Origin of the sequence: Actinokineospora sp. UTMC 2448, from assembly GCF_024760565.1 — a bacterium.
GTDB lineage: Bacteria > Actinomycetota > Actinomycetes > Mycobacteriales > Pseudonocardiaceae > Actinokineospora > Actinokineospora fastidiosa.
In genome coordinates, this window is record NZ_CP031087.1 from 1,807,220 (window position 1) to 1,823,943 (window position 16,724).

Here is a 16,724-nt window from a genome sequence, read left to right on the forward strand (position 1 = left end):
GTCCGGCCCGGCCCGGGGTTTGGGGCGTCCGGCGCGGCCCGGTTTGGGGCGTCAGGCGCGGCCAGGGGTTTGGGGCGTCCGGCGCGGCCCGGTTTGGGGCGTCAGGCGCGGCCAGGGGTTTGGGGCGTCAGGCGCGGGCCTGCAGGGCCTTCGTCAGGTCCGGGCCCGCGAGCGCGATCTGCCACTCGCGCGCGCCGCCCGCGCGGAGGGTGGCGGCGACGGTGTCGGCGTCGGCGGGCTCCGGGGGCTGCCAGCAGGTGCGGCGCACCAGGTCCGGCTGCAGCAGGTTCTCCACCGGCAGCCGGTTCGCCTCGGCGAGCGCCGTCAGGGCCGTGCGGGCCGCGGAGAGGCGGGCGGCGGCGTCGGGGTCCTTGTCGGCCCAGCGGTTCGGCGGCGGGGGGCCGTCGTTCGGGGGCGACGGGTCGGGCAGTTCGCTCTTGGGCAGCCGGGCGGCGGTGCGCAGGGCGCGCATCCACGTGCCGGACATGCGCCGCTGGGCGCGTCCCCGGAACACGGGCAGCTTCAGCAGGGCCGCCTCGTCCTCGGGGCCCGCCACGGCGGCGGCGACGATCGCGCTGTCCGGGAGCACCCGGCCGGGAGCCAGGTCCCGCTGCCGCGCCACCGAGTCCCGCGTCTCCCACAGCGCCCGCACGGCCGCCAGGCCACGCGCGGTCCGCACGCCGTGGATGCCCGACGTGCGCCGCCACGGCTCCTTGCGGGGCGGGGCCGGGGGAGCGGTGCGCAGGGCCTCGAACTCCTCCAGCGCCCAGTCCAGCTTCCCCTGCGCGCGCAACTCCTTCTCCAGCGCGTCGCGCAACGGCACGAGCAGTTCGACGTCCAGCGCCGCGTAGTTCAGCCAGTCGAGGGGCAGCGGGCGGCGGGACCAGTCGGCGGCGCCGTGGCCCTTCTCCAGCTGGTAGCCGAGCAGCCGCTCCACCAGCGTGCCCAGGGCGACGCGCTCGAAGCCCGCGAGGCGGCCCGCGAGCTCGGTGTCGAACAGCCGCGACGGCCGCAGGTCGAGCCCGGCCAGGCACGGCAGGTCCTGGGACGCGGCGTGCAGCACCCACTCCTCGTCGGCCAGCGCCGAGATCAGCGGGTCGATGCGGTCGTCGAGCGCGACCGGGTCGATGAGGAACGTGCCCGCGCCCTCGCGGCGGACCTGCACCAGGTACGCCCGTTGGGAGTAGCGGTAGCCGGACGCTCTCTCGGTGTCGATGGCGATGGGGCCTGCGCCCGCGGCGAGCGCGGCGGCGGCGTCCAGCAGTGCGGCGTCGTCCGTGACCACGTCCGGCGTTCCGTCCGCGGGCTCGGTGAGCAGCACCGGGGAGACATCGGGTCCTTGGCCGGGTGTGGTCACGGCGCAAGACCCTACGGCACGCACGCCGACCAGGCGTGCGGATCAGCAGCAGTCGTGTGGCTGGGCCATGCCCAGCCCAGCCACACGACTGCTGATGTCTAGCGGATCACCCCGGCCCGCATGGCCAGCGCGACCATCTGGGCGCGGTCGCCGGTGCCCAACTTGCGGCCGATCCGCGACAGATGCGACTCCACCGTCAGAGCCGACAGGTTCAGCGCTTCGCCGATCTCCTTGTTGGACTGCCCGTCCGCGACCAGCTGGAGCACCTCGACCTCGCGCGCCGACAGCTCGCGCGGGGTGTTGTCGGTGCCCGGCACCCGGGTTCCCGTCGCCAGGACCGGCGCGACGCTCGGGTCGGCGTAGACGCCGCCTTCGAGCACGCGACGGACCCCGTCGGTCACCACCACCGGCGAAGCGGACTTCAGCAGGTAGGCCTGAGCGCCCGCCTGGAAGGCCGATCGGACGGCGTAGGGGTCGTCGGACGAGGCCAGCACGACGATCCGCGGCCAACCGTGGCTGCGGAGCTCCGTGACCAGCTCAATCCCACTGCCGTCCGGCAGACCCAGGTCGAGAATCGCCAGGTCGCAGGGACCAGTGGCCTGCGCTCGCGCTCTCGCCTCGGCCACCGTGGCGGCCTCGTGCACTGTGCCCGCACCCATCTGGGTGAGTCGGGCTGCTATCGCCTCCCTCAAGAGCGGGTGGTCATCGACCACCAGCACGGAAAACAGCTCTTCCCGCGGGTGCGGGACCATGTTCGCCGGCAAGGAGCCGGCTGGCGTGGTTCGAACGGCCTGACCTAAGCCGACGGCAGCCACGTCACTACCTCCCTGGAGTCGGTCGTTGCCCCCCGACCGGCACTGGGACTTTCGACCGAACAGCCGCGCCGCCGTTGGACCGAAAGTGGTGTCGACAGGGGCAGCCTAGCCGCCCAAGCGGGTTAGCGGGACGATCAATCGGGTATGTATCCGATCGGGTTGTGACAGTCGGCAGTTTTAGTAACACGTTCGGGTGAGTCACCACGTGGTGACGTAACGGAAGGGCCTAGCTACGCGATGAAACGGAGTCACGGGTAGTGGCGGACAGCCCGCTCGATCGCGCGCTCCGGCTACTGGCAAGCGTCCCCCTGGTCGACGGCCACAACGACCTGGCGTGGACGCTCCGTGACCGATTCGGATCCGACCTCGACGCCGTCGACCTCACCGCCGAACACCCCGACCTGCACACCGACCTGCCGCGCCTGCGGCGGGGCCGGGTGGGCGCCCAGTTCTGGTCGGTGTACGTCCCGAGTTCGCTCACCGGACACGAAGCCGTCACCGCCGTGCTCGAGCAGATCGACCTGGTGCACGAGATCGTCGGCAGGCATTCGGAGCACCTGGCGCTCGCCCGAACGGCTGATTCCGTGGAACAGGCCTTCGACCAGGGCAGAATCGCCTCCCTGCTGGGCGCCGAGGGCGGCCACTGCATCGCCGGGTCGCTCGGCGTCCTGCGCGCGCTGCACCGGCTCGGCGTCCGCTATCTGACCCTCACTCACAACGACAACACGCCCTGGGCGGACTCGGCCACCGACGAACCCGTGGTCGGCGGGCTGTCCGGATTCGGCGTGCGGGTCGTCGCCGAACTGAACCGCCTGGGCATGCTGGTCGACCTCTCGCACGTCGCCGCCACCACGATGCACGCGGCGCTCGACGCTGCCGCCGCGCCGGTCGTCTTCAGCCACTCATCCTGCAGGGCGATCACCGACCACGTCCGCAACGTGCCCGATGACGTGCTGGAACGCCTTCCCGGCAACGGCGGGGTTATCATGATCACCTTCGTCCCGGCCTTCGTCTCGCAGGCCGTGGCCGACTGGGACCCGAGGGCGGGCGGGACGCCGCCGCGGGCCACGCTGGCCGACGTCGTCGCCCACATCGAGCACGCCCGCGAGGTCGCCGGCATCGATCACGTCGGCATCGGCGGCGACTACGACGGGTGCGTGGGCATGCCCGACGGGCTGCCCGACGTGTCGGCCTACCCGAGGCTGTTCGCCGCTCTGCTGGAGCGCGGATGGAGTGCGTCCGACTGCGCGAAGGTTGCTGGCCGTAACGTCCTACGTGTGCTCCGCGCGGCCGAAGACGCTGCCGCCGCACGGTCGTAAGCGGCAACGGGCAACGCCGAAATCTGGCAACAGGTAAAAAGTGCCGGTGCGCCTCCCCGACCCGGCAACTGGCAACCGGTAAGTCCTTCCCGGGTGATCGGCACCGGCCGCGTCGGCCGCGCCGAAGGATCGTCGGAAGGACACACCGGGCGTGAACCGAACCGCTCGCGCGCTCCGCATGACCGCGGCGCTCGCTCTCTCCGGGGCCGTGCTCGCAGGCCTCGCATCCCCTCCCGCGACCGCGGACGACGGCGTCCTGCGGGCGGATCAGGCGATAGCCAGGGAGTGCGCCGCCGAGCCCCTGCCCGATGGCGCCCGGGGCACGGCCCACCGCGCGGTGACCGCGGGCGCGGGTGGGCTCGTCCAGGTCAGGCTGGCCCCGGACGGTCCCGGCGTCGGCGACTGGGACGTGGCGGTCTTCGACAGGGCCACCGGCGAACTGGTGGCCGCGTCGGCGGCGCTGCGGTCGGTCGAGCTGGCCGAGGGCTTCGTCGCCGACGGCCAGGAGCTGGTCGTGCAGGCCTGCCGGTACGCGGGGACGGCCGGGTCCGTCCGCCTCGGCGTCGACTTCCTCGCCGTGCCCGTCGACGGCGAGGGGCAGCGGGCCGAGATCGTGCGGGTCCACACGCCGACCCGCGCGCACAAGGACCGGCTGCTGGCCCTGGACCTCGACCTGACCGAGAAGGCCGACGCCACCGGGTCGAGGTCGTGCTCGCCACCGACGAGGATCGCAGGGCGCTCGCGGCCGCCGGGCTCGACACCACCGTCGTGCGCCCCGACGTCTCCGCGCGCTCGGTCGCCAACGCCCGGGCCGACCGGGACTACGCCGCCCGCGTCGACCGCTCGCCGCTGCCGTCGGGCCGCACCGCCTACCGCCACCTCTACGACTACGAGTACGAGATCAAGGACCTCGCCCGCCGCAACCCCGGCCTCGTGCGCGCGTTCACGCTGCCCGAGCGGACCTGGGAGGGGCGCGACGTCATCGGGGCCGAGATCGCCGCCGACGTCGACGCCATCGCCGACGGCAAGCCCGTGAGCCTCGTGATGGGCGTGCACCACGCCCGGGAATGGCCCGCGGGCGAGCACGCGATGGAGTGGGCCCACGAACTGGTCGCCGGGTACCGAGGGGACGCCGCGATCCGGTCGCTGGTGGCGCGGACCCGCACGATCGTCGTCCCGATCGTCAACCCGGACGGCTTCAGCGTCTCCCGGGAGGCCGAGCCGCGCGGGGACCTCACCCGCTTCGACTACGAGATGAAGCGCAAGAACTGCGCCGTCGCCGACTCGCCGGAGAACCTGCGGACCGGCGCCTGCGCGGCCAACCCGGCCGGGCGGCTGCGCGGCACCGACCCCAACCGCAACTACCCGGGCTTCTGGGGCGGCGCCGGGGCGTCGCCGACCTGGTCCAGCGACGTCTTCCGCGGCTCGGCGCCGTTCTCCGAGCCGGAGACCCGCAACATCCGGTCGCTGGTGTCGACCCGGCAGGTGACCAACCTGCTCACCCTGCACACCTACTCGAACCTCGTGCTGCGCGTGCCCGGCGTCGCGGCGGTCCGGCCGCCGCTCGACGAACCGGAGTACAAGGCGCTGGGCGACCGGCTGGCCGCGCGCAACGGCTATGTCAGCCAGCCGTCCTGGCGGCTCTACGACGCCACCGGGACCACAGAGGACTGGTCCTACTTCGCCACCGGCGGCTGGGGCTTCACCATCGAGATCGGGCCGGACGAGTTCCACCCGCCGTTCGAGACCGGGGTCGTGGCCGAGTACGCGGGCCTGGCGCCCGCCGCGGGTGCCGGACGCGGCGGCAACCGGGCGGCGTTCCTCGACATGCTGGCCAACACCGCCGACCCGGCCGCGCACTCCACCCTCGTGGGCTCCGCGCCGCGCGGGCACAGCCTGCAGCTGCGCAAGACGTTCCAGACCCCGACCTCGCCCGTGGTGCTGCCGGACGGGTCCGGCGGGTCGCCCCTCTCCGTGACCGACACGCTGACCTCGACCCTCGCCGCGCCCGGCGGGCGGTTCACCTGGGCGGTCAACCCCTCGACCCGGCCGTTCGTCGCCGGGCGGCACGGCCGCGAGCCGCGCGGGCCCGCGCAGCAGCCCATCGAGCTGGCGAACCCGCCGGGCGTCCCGGCGGTGAACACCGACTACCCGGCGGATCAGACGGCCGAGGTGATCCCGTTCCGAGTGGACGGTCCGCCCGTGGACAACGGCAAGATGACCGTGTCGGTCCGGTGGGGGCCGCCCGCGAGCGACTGGGACCTCTACGTCCTCGACGCCTCGGGCGCGATCGTGGCCGCGTCGGAGACCGCGGGCACCGACTCCGAGGCCGCTGTCATGTTCGACCCGCCCGCGGGGGAGTACCGGGCCGTGGTGGTCCACTACGAGCAGGCCCGCCCGTCCGGGCCGGACGACTGGTCCGGGCTCCGGGTCGACTTCGCCTCGCCCCTGCCGCCGCTCTACGGTCCGAAGGAGGCGTACACGCTGACCTGCTCCGATCCCAGGGGCAGGCTGGTCAGCGTCACCGAGGTGTTCGTCGACCGCGGGCAGACCGCCGATGTCGGCGACGTGTGCGCCCGGCGGGCCAAGCGCTAGCCGGAGCGGTCCGCGGCGGCCATCCCCGAGCCGCCGCGGACCCCGTTCTCACGCCGGCTGCGGCACCGCGGCCATCAGCGCGTGGAAGTGGTGCGGCTCGTGCGTGGAGAACAGCCCGTACCAGGCGTCCAGGGCGGGCTGGCTCAACACGCCGAGGCGCGAGAGCACGGCGCGGGCGAACTCCAGCGGGGCCACGCCGCTCGCGGTGATCAGGTCGCCGTCGACGACGGCGGGCTCGTTGCGGTAGAGGTGCGCGCCGAGGTAGTTCGGGGCCAGCGCGGCCAGCGCGTTCGGGTCGTTGCTGGTGTGGATGCGGGTGTCGAGCAGGCCAGCGGCCGCCAGGGCGACGGTGGCGCCGCAGATCGCGGCCACCGGCACGCCCGCGGCCAGGAACTCCGCCGCCTTGGCCGCGGCGGGGGCGTGCTCTTGGGCGTCCCAGATCTCCGAGCCGGGCAGGATGAGCAGCGCGCTCTCCTGCGGGGCGAGCTCATCGATGGCCAGGTCGGGGACGATGGTCAGACCGCCCATCGTGCGGATGGGGGCGCGGGTGGCGCCGACGGTGCGCACGGGGAGCGCGGTGCCGGGCTCGGCGAAGAAGCGGCCGGTGTTCAGCTCCGCGATCAGGTGGCCGACCTCCCAGTCGGCCATGGTGTCCAGGACGTACAGGTGCGCGTTCGTCATGCCCCCACGCTAGCCGTGCCCACCGACATCCTCAGTCGCCCTGCCGCTGGCTGAACAGCGCCACCCCGACCGGCGGCAGGCCGACCACGCTCGCCATCAGGTCGCAGAACGCCTCGCCGTGGGCCACCAGGTCCTCCGACACCGGCGTCCACGACGCGCGCAGCTCCAGGTCGTCGGTGCGGGCGGGCCCGGCGATGTCGCCGAAGCGGGCCGAGGACGTGTCGGTGACGGTGCCGCCCAGCGCGGTGTGCTCCGCGCCCGCGGCGGTCAGCGCGTCGGTGAGCCACGACCAGCCGACGCTGGGCAGCAGCGGGTCGTCGGCCAGCTCCGCGTCCAGCTCGGCGCGCACGTAGGCGACCAGGCGCAGCACGCCGTCCCAGGCCTGCTGGCCCTCCGGGTCGTGCAGCAGGATCAGCCTGCCGGTGGCGTGCACGTCGCCGGGGCCGTCGGCCTCGGCGGTGAGCGCGTACGCGAACGGGGCCAGCCGCTGCGGAGCGCGGACCTCGGCGAGCTGCAGCTCCCGACGCGGGCGCAGCGACCGCAGCGCCGCGACGGCCCGGACGAAGATCTCAGGCGCTGGCGTCTCGGTCACGACTGGTAACTGTAAGACCACCCGAGACGGTGAGCGGGGATGGCGCGCCGACCAATACCGCAACCCACGGTGCGAGTAGCCACCGTCCGGGGGGCGCGTGGCACGATTGGACGTGCCATGACTGACACAGCGGACATCCAGGCGGGCCTGCCGACGGCCGCCCGCAGGCACCTTCCCGACGCCCCGTTCCTGGTGGCCGCCCGAGGCGGGACCCCGGAACGCGTGCCGGTGTGGTTCATGCGGCAGGCGGGCCGCTCGCTGCCGGAGTACCGGGCCGTGCGCGAGGGCGTGCCCATGCTCGCCGCCTGCTTCGACCCCGAGCTGGTCCGCGAGGTGACGCTGCAGCCGGTGCGCCGCCACGGCGTCGACGCGGCCATCCTGTTCAGCGACATCGTCGTGCCGCTGGTGGCCGCGGGCGTCGACCTGGACATCGTCGCGGGCACCGGGCCGGTCGTGGCCGAGCCGGTCCGCACCCCGGACGCCGTCGCCGCGCTGCCGACCCTGGACCCGGCCGCCGTCGCGCCGGTCGCCGAGGCCGTCCGGCTGCTCACCGCCGCGCTCGGCGACACCCCGCTGATCGGGTTCGCTGGCGCGCCGTTCACCCTCGCGTCCTACCTGGTCGAGGGCGGGCCCAGCCGCAACCACGAGCACACCAAGGCGCTGATGTACTCCGACCCGGAGACCTGGCACGCGCTGCTGGACCGGCTCGCCGACATCACCCTGACGTTCCTGCGCGCGCAGCTCGCCGCGGGCGTGGACGCCGTGCAGCTGTTCGACTCGTGGGCGGGCGCGCTGTCCGAACGCGACTACCGCCAGTACGTTCTGCCGCACTCCGCGCGCGTGCTGTCCGGGCTGGCCGACGCGGGCGTCCCGCGCATCCACTTCGGCGTCGGCACCGGCGCGCTGCTCGGCGCGATGCGCGAGGCCGGCGCGGACGTGGTCGGCGTCGACTGGCGCACTCCGCTGGACGAGGCCGTGCGCCGCGTCGCCGCCGCGCCGGGGGAGTTCGCCGCTGGACCGGTCGTGCAGGGCAACCTCGACCCCGCCGTGCTGTTCGCAGGCGACGAGGCAGTGCGCGCGCACGCCGAGCGGATCGTCGCCGAGGGCCGCTCGGCCGACGGCCACGTCTTCAACCTCGGGCACGGCGTGCTGCCGCAGACCGACCCCGACGTCCTGACCCGCCTGGTCGAGCTGGTGCACAGGCTGCCGGTGCGATGACCGCGGACGTCGCGGTCGTCGGCGGCGGGATCGCCGGGCTCGCGGCGGCGCACCGGCTGCGCGCGCTGCTCGGGCCGGGCGCGCGGATCGTCGTCCTGGAACAGTCCGACCGCGTCGGCGGCAAGCTGCGCACCGTCGACATCGCGGGCACGCGCTTCGACGTCGGCGCCGAGGCCTGGCTGAACCGCAGGCCCGAGGTCGCCGACCTGGTCGCCGAGCTGGGGCTCGGCGGTGTCGTGCACCCGACCGGCGCCCGCTCGACGGTCCGCGCGGGCGCGACCACCCGGCCCATCCCCAGCGGCACCATGCTCGGCCTGCCCGCCGACCCGGCCGCCGTCGCCGACGTGCTCTCCGCCGACGGGCTGCGCCGCGTCGAGGCCGAGGCGGGCCTGCGGCCGCTCCGGCTGGACGGCGACGCGCCACTCGGCCCGCTGCTGCGCGAGCGCTACGGCGACGAGCTGACCGACCGCCTGGTCGACCCGCTGCTCGGCGGCGTCTACGCGGGCAGCGTCGACGGGCTCGGCCTGCGCGCCACCATGGCCCCCATCGCCGCCGCGCTCGACGCGGGCGCGACCTCGCTGACCGAGGCCGCGGCCAGGGTCGTGCGCCCGGCGACCGGCGAGCCCGTGTTCGCCACCCTGGAGACCGGTCTCAGCGGTCTGGTCCGGGGGCTGGCGGCCGCCGCCGACGTCCGCACCGGGACGGTCGTCCGAGAGCTGGAGCGCTCCGGCGCGGGCTGGCGGCTCGCGCTCGGCGCGGCAGCGCCCGGACACGCCCTCCCGGACCTGCACGCTGACGCCGTCGTGCTCGCGGTCCCGGCGCCGTCGGCACGCAAGCTGCTGGCGGGCGTCGTTCCGGAGGCGTCGGCCGCGTACGCGCGCGTGCAACTGGCCTCCATGGCGGTCGTGGCGCTCGCCTTCCCCGAGGGCACCGAGCTGCCCGGCACCTCCGGCGTCCTCGTCGGCGCGGGCGAGCGGCGCGCCGACGGCACCCCGTTCGCGGTGAAGGCGTTCACCTACTCGGCGACGAAGTGGGGGCGCGGCGGTCCGGTGCTGGTGCGCGGGTCCGTCGGCCGCTTCGGCGACCCGGGCGCGCTGCGCCTCACCGACGACGAGCTGGTCCGCGTCGTCCGCGCGGACCTCGCCGAGCTGGCGGGCGTGACCGCAGGCCCGCTCGACGCCGTCGTCCAGCGGTGGGGCGGCGGGCTGCCGCAGTACGCCGTGGGGCACACCGACCTGGTCGCCGGGATCGAGCGCGCCGTCGTCGCGACGCCGGGGCTGGCGGTGGCGGGCGCCACACTGCACGGCGTCGGCCTCCCGGCCTGCGCGGCCACCGGGGACGCGGCCGCCCGACGTGTCGCCGCCCACCTGCTCGCCGCGCGCTGAGGGTGGGACGATGGCGGTATGGCCCGCCTGAACTACACCGAGCTCAACGACACGATCCGGTACACCATGTGGTCGGTCTTCCGCGTCACGCCCGGCGCGCTGCCCGCCGACCGGGGACCGGCAGCCACCGAGGCGCAGTCCTACCTGGACGCGCTCGCGGACAAGGGCGTCGAGGTGCGCGGCGTCTACGACGTCGCGGGCCTGCGGGCCGACGCGGACTACATGATCTGGTGGCACGCCGAGGCCATCGAGGAGGTCCAGGCGGCCTACACCGGATTCCGCCGCACCGCCGTCGGCCGGGCGTCCACGCCGGTGTGGAGCCAGGTCGCGCTGCACCGGCCCGCGGAGTTCAACCGCAGCCACATCCCGGCGTTCCTCGCCGGTGAGGAGGCGCGCAAGTACGTGTGCGTCTACCCGTTCGTGCGGTCGTACGAGTGGTACCTGCTGCCCGAGGCCGACCGCCGCAAGATGCTTGCCGACCACGGCAAGGAGGCCCGCGACTTCCCGGACGTGCGCGCGAACACCGTGGCGTCGTTCGCCCTCGGCGACTATGAGTGGATCCTCGCCTTCGAGGCCGACGAACTGCACCGCATCGTCGACCTGATGCGCCACCTGCGCGGCACCGAGGCGCGGCTGCACGTGCGCGAGGAGATCCCGTTCTACACCGGGACCCGGCTGCCCGCCGCCGAGTTGGTGGCCAACCTCCCCTAGTCGGGAAGCGATTGTCGGTGACCGGGTCTAGCTTGGGCCCGGTTCCGCCAATCCCTCTCCCGAAAGGCACGATCATGGTCGTTCGCAAGACCGCGTGGCCCGCTGGCACGCCCTGCTGGGTCGACCTGGGCACCGATGTCGACCGCGCCGTCGCGTTCTACGGCGGGCTGTTCGGCTGGACCTTCGAGTCCGGCGGCGAGGAGTTCGCCGGGTACGGCATCGCGAGCAAGGACGGCCACCCCGTGGCGGGCATCGGGCCCAGGCAGTCGCCCGATCAGCCAGCGGTGTGGACCACTTACCTGGCCACCGAGGACGTCGCCGCGAGCGCCGAGGCCGTCGTGGCCGCGGGCGGCAAGCTCCTCTTCGAGCCGATGGCCGTCCACGACAAGGGCAGCATGGTCATCGCCGCCGACCCGGTCGGCGCCGTGTTCGGCCTGTGGCAGGCGGGCACCAACACCGGAGCCGACCTGGCGAACGAACCGGGCGCGCTGGTGTGGAACGAGCACATGAGCGCCGATTCCGCGCGCGCCAAGGAGTTCTACGCCAAGGTCTTCGACTACACCTACGGCGCGGTCGACGGCATGGACACCTACTTCACCATCAACGTGCCCAACGCCGAGCAGCCCGTGGGAGGCATCGGCGACGGCGATGGCCCGGGCTGGGTGGTCTACTTCCAGGCCGAGGACGCCGACACCACCGCAGCCACGGTCCAGAAGCTGGGCGGCTCGGTGCTCGCCCCGATCGAGGACACCCCGTTCGGCCGAATGCTCACCCTCGCCGACGACCAAGGCACCCGCTTCCACGTGATGGCCAACGTCCCGGAGCAGTGACCCGCCCAGAGCCCGGAATGCGGGGGCGTTCCGGGCTCTACCGCCCGTTGCGGGCGTTCGGGGGCGCCTGCTGGGGGAGCACGGCAGGAGTGCGGCTTTCGGCGCCCCCACCGACGGTGTTGGTGTCTGCTCGGGGAGCGCGATAACTGGGGCGTTCCGGCTTATCGGCGCTGCCACCATCGACGGCGTTTTGCCGGTAGTGCCCATTCCCGGAAGGCGGCGGCGTCTGCTTGGGGAGCGCGATAGCTGGGGCGTTCCGGCTTATCGGCGCTGCCACCATCGCCGGCGTTTTGCCGGTAGTGCCCATTCGCGGAAGGCGGCGGCGTCGGCCCGGGCGCGGGTGCCCGCGGGGCGGGGGTGGGCCTTGGCCCAGGTGTCGAAGAGTTCGCGGTAGCGGTCGCCGAGTTCGGCCGCGGTGTCCGGGTCGACGATGGCGTTCACCCGGCGGCGTTTGGCCAGGAGGGCGGTGGCCTCGATGGCCAGCATGCGTTCGTCGAAGCCTGGTGGGGGTGGGCCGTCGGCGAGCACGGCGCGCAGGAGGTCCGCCTGCCTGCGGGCGAGGTCCGCGCGCGGGTCGGGGGTCATGGGGCGAGCACCGCGCGGATCACGGCGAGTTCTGCGGCGAAGTCCTCGTCGGCCGGGTAGTGGTCGTCGCGTTCGAGCAGGACGCCCGGGGGTTTGCGGCGGGCGCAGAGGTCGGCGAGCAGGTCGAAGACCTCCTGCGGGACCGGGTGGGCGTGCGAGTCGTGGTAGACGCCGTCGTGCTCGTAGCCGCCCGCGACGTGGACGTAGGCGACGCGCTCCAGGGGGAGGCCGTCGAGCAGGGCGTCGATGTCGTGCCCGAGGTTGCGGGCGTTGGCCCACATGTTGGCCACGTCGAGCAGCAGCAGGCACTCGGTGCGCTCGGCCAGCTCGGTGAGGAACTGGGCCTCGGTCAGTTCCGCGTCCGGCCACTCCAGCAGCGCGGCGATGTTCTCCAGCGCCAGCGGGACGCCCAGGATCGATTGCGCCGCAACGACATTCTCGGTGAGCACGGCCAGCGCGGCGCGGGTGCGGGGGACCGGCATCAGGTGTCCGGAGTCCAGCCCGCCCGCACGCACGAAGCACACGTGGTCGCTCACCAGCGGCGCGTCGACCATGGCGGCGACCTCGGCGAGGTGCTCGACCCGGGCGGTGTCCACCGGGTCGGCCCCGCCCAGCGACAGCGAGACGGCGTGCGGGAGCACGGGGACGCCACGGGACCGGAGCACCCGCAGGGAGTCGGGGAGCTCGCCGCGGTGGATGTTCTCCGCGACGACCTCCACGAAATCGACTCCCGGCAGCCGTTCGACCGTCAGATCGATCTCCGACCGCCAGCCGATGCCCACCCCCACAGGTCCCATGGCGTCCATCATGCCCCCGCTTCGCGCGTCAGCCGCCGCCTCCGCCGCCGCAGCCGCCTCCCCCGCAGCTGCTGCTGCCCCCGCCCGAGCACGATGAGGCGCCCGAGCACGCGTATCCCGACGACCCGCTGGACCCCAAGCCCGCGCCGCTCGCGCGGGTGGCGGCCAGCGCCGTGCTGATCTCCGGGTCCGGGTAGGCGGTCAGGCCCGCGAACAGCACGGCCGTCGTGGCCCCGCCGAGCAGCGCGGCCTCGGTGCCCGCGCCGGGCCGTGACTTCCCCCTCGCCTGGCCCAGCACCCGCTCACCGGCGTAGGTGCGCTCGGACAGCGGCGCCCGGTAGAGCGCGACGGTGACCACCGCGGTCACGATCAGCCCCACGGTGAGCCAGCCGACCGGGTAGCCCTTCGAGATGCCGTTGACCCACCGAGCCACGCCCACCACGAGGAGCACCAGCGCGGGAACCGCGGCGAGCCGCGCCCGCATGGCGCCCCCGTCGACCAGCAGCCCCTTGACGGCCAGCGACGTCCGCACGGCGCGCACCGTGTCGTCGCGGCCGACCCGGTCGACCAGCAGGCCCACGGTTCGGTTCGAGTACCTCTTCGCATCCGTCAGGACCGCCCGGTCGACCATGTCCGTCGCCGTGGCCCCCGCCACCACCCGGACCGTCCCGTTGCGGCTCGCCTTCAGCTTGCCGAGATCCAGCAGTCGGGCCACCGCGGTCTCCACCACCCGCCTCGGCCCCCCGGCCAGATACGCCAGTTCGTGCACGGAGAGCTGGTCGGCGCTGATCAACCCCGCCGTCGACCGGCCCACCGGCGTCCCCGCCCTGATCGCGATCCGCACCGCCGCGGCGAACAGCAGCACGAACACGAAACCGACCAGGTAGATCCGCAAGAAGTCGGGCCCGGAAATGCCCCACGGTTCCATTGCGTCCCCCTTGCCGGGCAGGCGGTCCCCTACGCGCCCGGGTGGCTCTCGCCGCCGCTGGTCACGACACGGACCACACCGCCCATCCATACTTTCCGGCTGTCCGATCAGGATCGACCGGGCAGGACCATGCTCTGGGGGTGTGATGGCGGGCACAAGACAGCTTGAGCAAGACTTAGGGAAGCCCTGGGCAGGATTTAGGCTTGCCGTTGCCGGGAAACGGACCGCGCGAAGATCGCGTGAGCGGCACGCGCCTCAGGTCGGGGCACCCGGCGAGGATACGGCCATTCCGGCCAACCGCGCCGCGTCGGCGAGCACCTTGTCGTAGGTGACCATGCAGTCGACGCTGTCGGCGACGTCCATCGCCGTGGCCAGGTGGATCGCGTCCAGGGTCCCGAGCCTGGGCGGCGGCAGGGTGGTCGCGTCGGCGAGCACGGGCGGCGTGATCTCGACCAGGTCCACCTTCTTGACCAGGAAGCGCTCAGCGACCGGGACCGCGCTGGGGTTCGTCCTGCCCAGGAGCCGGATCAGCTCCACGCCGAGCAGCGCCGACGACACCAGGCGCGGTTCCGGCCGACCCGTGAGCCAGTGACGCAGATCCGGCGACTCCTGTTCGGCGACGAACAGCTTGGCCAATGCCGAGGTGTCGAAGTAGATCAGCGTCGGCATTCAGCGGTCTCCGCGGAGTTCGTCCAACCACTCGTCGGTGGTCCGGTCGGTCAGGTTCGGCACCGGCTCGGGCAGATCGGCCACGCTGAACGGCTCCTGCGCCTGGCGGATCAGCCCGGCCGCGACCAGTTGGGCGTAGCGGTCGTCGGCGGCCGGGACGATGCGGGCGATCGTCTTGCCGCGTTCGGTGATCTCGACGGTTTCCCCCGCCTTGACCAGCCCGAGAACCCGGGCCGTGTGGTGGGACAACTCGCGCATCCCCACGGTGGGGCGGGCGGTTTCCTTGTCGGCGGAAGCAGACATGGCCCACATGTTACCACATGTGTGACCTACGCCTCGTCGGGGACCAGCCGCAGGGAGATGGAGTTGATGCAGTAGCGCTGGTCGGTGGGGGTCGGGTAGCCCTCGCCCTCGAAGACGTGGCCCAGGTGGCTGTGGCACGTCGCGCACAGGACCTCGGTGCGCACCATCCCGTGCGAGCGGTCCTCGCGCAGGATGACGCGGTCGCCCGCCAGTGGCGAGAAGAACGACGGCCAGCCGCAGTGGGAGTCGAACTTCGTCTCGCTGCGGAACAGCTCCGCCCCGCACGCCCGGCAGTGGTAGACCCCGGTGGTCTTGGTTTCGGTGTACTCGCCCGTCCAGGCGGGTTCGGTGCCCGCCTCGCGCAGGACGCGGTACTCGGCGGGGTTGAGCTCGGCGCGCCACTGTTCCTCGGACTTGACGACCGCGGGGGTGGCGCCGACGACCGGTTCCATGCCCTCCACGCTAGCCCAGCAGGGTCGTCACGATGAACACGACGGCGTCCCACGCGGCGATGGCCACACCCAGCAGGATCAGGATGGCCACGATGGCCGCCATCAGCCGGTAGTGGCCGCCGAGCCGGTTGGCCGAGTCGGCGAAGTCGGAGACGCCGCCGAGGTAGCCCTCGACGGTGTAGCCGGGGCGCACGCGCTCCAGTCGGTCCAGGTGCTCGGCGAAGGCCTGCGCCTCGGGGTCGTCGCGGTCGAGCCCGATGAGGTCGTCGTTGAACCGGTCGTGCGGTTCGTCCGGGGCCATGGGTTCACGGTAGCCCGCCGGGGCCGCGGATGTCGTCGCCCGAGCGACGGTTTCCCGGCGCGGACGAGCACGTCCGCGGACCGGCTCTGCGGCCCCGGCGACGGTAGTCTGCCGGGGTGGCAGCAGCCGAGGAGATCACCGTCGACGGCCGCGCGGTGCGCGTGTCCAACCCGGACAAACCGTACTTCGCGGAACTGAACCTCACCAAGCGCGACATCGTCACGTACTTCCTCTCGGTCGGCGACGGCATCCTGGGCGCGCTGCGCGAGCGGCCGACGACCCTGGAGCGCTGGCCGGGCGGGGTGTTCGAGGGCGCCAAGCTCTCCACCCGCGCCGACAACCGCGGCGACGCCTTCTACCAGAAGCGCGTCCCCAAAGGCGCCCCCGACTACGTCGAGACCGCGCGCATCGCCTTCCCCAGCGGCCGCCACGCCGACGAGGTCTGCCCCACCGAACTGGCCGTCGTCGCCTGGGCGGCCAACCTCGGCACGCTGACCTTCCACCCCTGGCCCGTCCGCAGGGCCGACGTCGACCACCCCGACCAGTTGCGCATCGACCTCGACCCGCAGCCGGGGACCGACTTCGCCGACGCCGTGGCGATGGCCCACGAGGCCCGCGCGCTGCTCGACGAACTCGGGATGCAGGGGTTCCCCAAGACCTCCGGCGGCCGCGGGGTGCATCTCTACGTGCCCATCGAGCCGCGCTGGACGTTCGTGGAGGCGCGGCGGGCGGTGATCGCGTTCGGCCGGGAGTTGGAGCGGCGCAGGCCCGACCGGATCACCACGAAGTGGTGGAAGGAGGAGCGCGGCGAGCGCATCTTCCTCGACTACAACCAGATGGCCCGCGACCGCACGATCGCATCGGCCTACTCCGTCCGCCCGACCAGGCGCGCGCTCGTGTCCGCGCCGCTGACCTGGGACGAACTCGCCGACGCGCGCCCCGAGGACTTCTCCGTGCTGACGATGCCCGCCCGGTTCGCCGAGGTCGGCGACCTGCACGCGCCGGTCAACGAGCACGCGTTCGGCCTGGAGCGGCTGCTAGAGATGTTCGAGCGTGACGAGCGCGACCGCGGCGAGGGCGACCTGCCGTACCCGCCGGAGTACCCGAAGATGGCGGGCGAGCCCAAGCGCGTGCAGCCCTCGCGGGCCCGGGACGACTGACCGGCTGCTCCATCCGGTCGAATACA

General features: G+C 73.4%; 19 protein-coding genes. 7 read left to right on the forward strand and 12 right to left on the reverse strand.

Annotated elements, in window-relative coordinates:
- Positions 1-127: 127 nt before the first annotated feature.
- Positions 128-1,357 (reverse strand): HRDC domain-containing protein, encoded by a 1,230-nt coding sequence (locus Actkin_RS08630; protein ID WP_258906615.1) that lies wholly within the window; start codon positions 1,355-1,357, stop codon positions 128-130.
- A 98-nt stretch (positions 1,358-1,455) separates the two neighbouring features.
- Positions 1,456-2,172, reverse strand: a complete 717-nt coding sequence (locus Actkin_RS08635) for a response regulator transcription factor (RefSeq protein WP_258906616.1) — start codon at positions 2,170-2,172, stop codon at positions 1,456-1,458.
- A gap of 257 nt (positions 2,173-2,429) precedes the next feature.
- Here Actkin_RS08635 and Actkin_RS08640 point away from each other — a divergent pair, with 257 nt between their 5' ends.
- Complete coding sequence (locus Actkin_RS08640) at positions 2,430-3,491, forward strand: dipeptidase (RefSeq protein ID WP_258906617.1); 1,062 nt, start codon at positions 2,430-2,432, stop codon at positions 3,489-3,491.
- Between the two features lie 267 nt (positions 3,492-3,758).
- On the opposite strand, the gene Actkin_RS32710 is transcribed toward Actkin_RS08640, so the two are convergent.
- Positions 3,759-4,136, reverse strand: a complete 378-nt coding sequence (locus Actkin_RS32710) for a hypothetical protein (protein ID WP_396122948.1) — start codon at positions 4,134-4,136, stop codon at positions 3,759-3,761.
- Positions 4,137-4,199: 63 nt separating this feature from the next.
- Between Actkin_RS32710 and Actkin_RS08645 the strand changes: the two genes are divergently transcribed.
- Positions 4,200-6,086, forward strand: a complete 1,887-nt coding sequence (locus Actkin_RS08645) for a M14 family zinc carboxypeptidase (protein WP_396122949.1) — start codon at positions 4,200-4,202, stop codon at positions 6,084-6,086.
- Positions 6,087-6,134: 48 nt separating this feature from the next.
- Here Actkin_RS08645 and Actkin_RS08650 read toward each other — a convergent pair whose 3' ends face one another.
- Positions 6,135-6,767: a type 1 glutamine amidotransferase family protein gene (locus Actkin_RS08650; protein ID WP_258906619.1), complete on the reverse strand. Its 633-nt coding sequence runs from the start codon at positions 6,765-6,767 to the stop codon at positions 6,135-6,137.
- 31 nt (positions 6,768-6,798) lie between these two features.
- A complete protein-coding gene (locus tag Actkin_RS08655) occupies positions 6,799-7,359 on the reverse strand; it encodes a DUF3000 domain-containing protein (protein WP_229787438.1) in 561 nt (186 codons plus the stop codon).
- Between the two features lie 117 nt (positions 7,360-7,476).
- On the opposite strand from Actkin_RS08655, the gene hemE reads away from it, so the two are divergent.
- The 4 genes from hemE to Actkin_RS08675 all read left to right on the forward strand — a co-directional run bounded on the left by hemE (position 7,477) and on the right by Actkin_RS08675 (position 11,503).
- Complete coding sequence (gene hemE, locus Actkin_RS08660; protein ID WP_258906620.1) at positions 7,477-8,577, forward strand: uroporphyrinogen decarboxylase; 1,101 nt, start codon at positions 7,477-7,479, stop codon at positions 8,575-8,577.
- Complete coding sequence (gene hemG / locus Actkin_RS08665; RefSeq protein WP_258906621.1) at positions 8,574-9,962, forward strand: protoporphyrinogen oxidase; 1,389 nt, start codon at positions 8,574-8,576, stop codon at positions 9,960-9,962. Before hemE ends, hemG begins: the two co-directional genes overlap by 4 nt.
- A gap of 18 nt (positions 9,963-9,980) precedes the next feature.
- Entirely contained in the window at positions 9,981-10,673 is a 693-nt protein-coding gene (gene hemQ / locus Actkin_RS08670) for a hydrogen peroxide-dependent heme synthase (RefSeq protein WP_189213196.1), read from the forward strand.
- 74 nt (positions 10,674-10,747) lie between these two features.
- Positions 10,748-11,503: a VOC family protein gene (locus Actkin_RS08675; RefSeq protein ID WP_189213195.1), complete on the forward strand. Its 756-nt coding sequence runs from the start codon at positions 10,748-10,750 to the stop codon at positions 11,501-11,503.
- A 261-nt stretch (positions 11,504-11,764) separates the two neighbouring features.
- On the opposite strand, the gene Actkin_RS08680 is transcribed toward Actkin_RS08675, so the two are convergent.
- From Actkin_RS08680 to Actkin_RS08710, 7 genes are all read right to left on the reverse strand, one after another.
- A complete protein-coding gene (locus Actkin_RS08680; protein WP_258906623.1) occupies positions 11,765-12,088 on the reverse strand; it encodes an SCO6045 C-terminal-like domain-containing protein in 324 nt (107 codons plus the stop codon).
- Positions 12,085-12,885, reverse strand: a complete 801-nt coding sequence (locus Actkin_RS08685; RefSeq protein WP_258906625.1) for an MbnB/TglH/ChrH family RiPP precursor modification enzyme — start codon at positions 12,883-12,885, stop codon at positions 12,085-12,087. Before Actkin_RS08685 ends, Actkin_RS08680 begins: the two co-directional genes overlap by 4 nt.
- Before the next feature lie 28 nt (positions 12,886-12,913).
- Positions 12,914-13,813, reverse strand: a complete 900-nt coding sequence (locus tag Actkin_RS08690) for a TIGR04222 domain-containing membrane protein (protein WP_189213192.1) — start codon at positions 13,811-13,813, stop codon at positions 12,914-12,916.
- Between the two features lie 255 nt (positions 13,814-14,068).
- Entirely contained in the window at positions 14,069-14,482 is a 414-nt protein-coding gene (locus tag Actkin_RS08695; RefSeq protein ID WP_189213191.1) for a type II toxin-antitoxin system VapC family toxin, read from the reverse strand.
- Positions 14,483-14,785, reverse strand: coding sequence for a type II toxin-antitoxin system Phd/YefM family antitoxin (locus Actkin_RS08700; protein WP_258906626.1), 303 nt, complete (start codon positions 14,783-14,785; stop codon positions 14,483-14,485).
- Positions 14,786-14,811: 26 nt separating this feature from the next.
- Positions 14,812-15,237, reverse strand: coding sequence for a peptide-methionine (R)-S-oxide reductase MsrB (gene msrB / locus Actkin_RS08705; protein ID WP_189213190.1), 426 nt, complete (start codon positions 15,235-15,237; stop codon positions 14,812-14,814).
- 10 nt (positions 15,238-15,247) lie between these two features.
- Positions 15,248-15,538, reverse strand: coding sequence for a hypothetical protein (locus Actkin_RS08710; RefSeq protein ID WP_189213189.1), 291 nt, complete (start codon positions 15,536-15,538; stop codon positions 15,248-15,250).
- Between the two features lie 116 nt (positions 15,539-15,654).
- Here Actkin_RS08710 and ligD point away from each other — a divergent pair, with 116 nt between their 5' ends.
- Complete coding sequence (ligD, locus tag Actkin_RS08715) at positions 15,655-16,698, forward strand: non-homologous end-joining DNA ligase (RefSeq protein WP_189213188.1); 1,044 nt, start codon at positions 15,655-15,657, stop codon at positions 16,696-16,698.
- Positions 16,699-16,724: the final 26 nt, after the last annotated feature.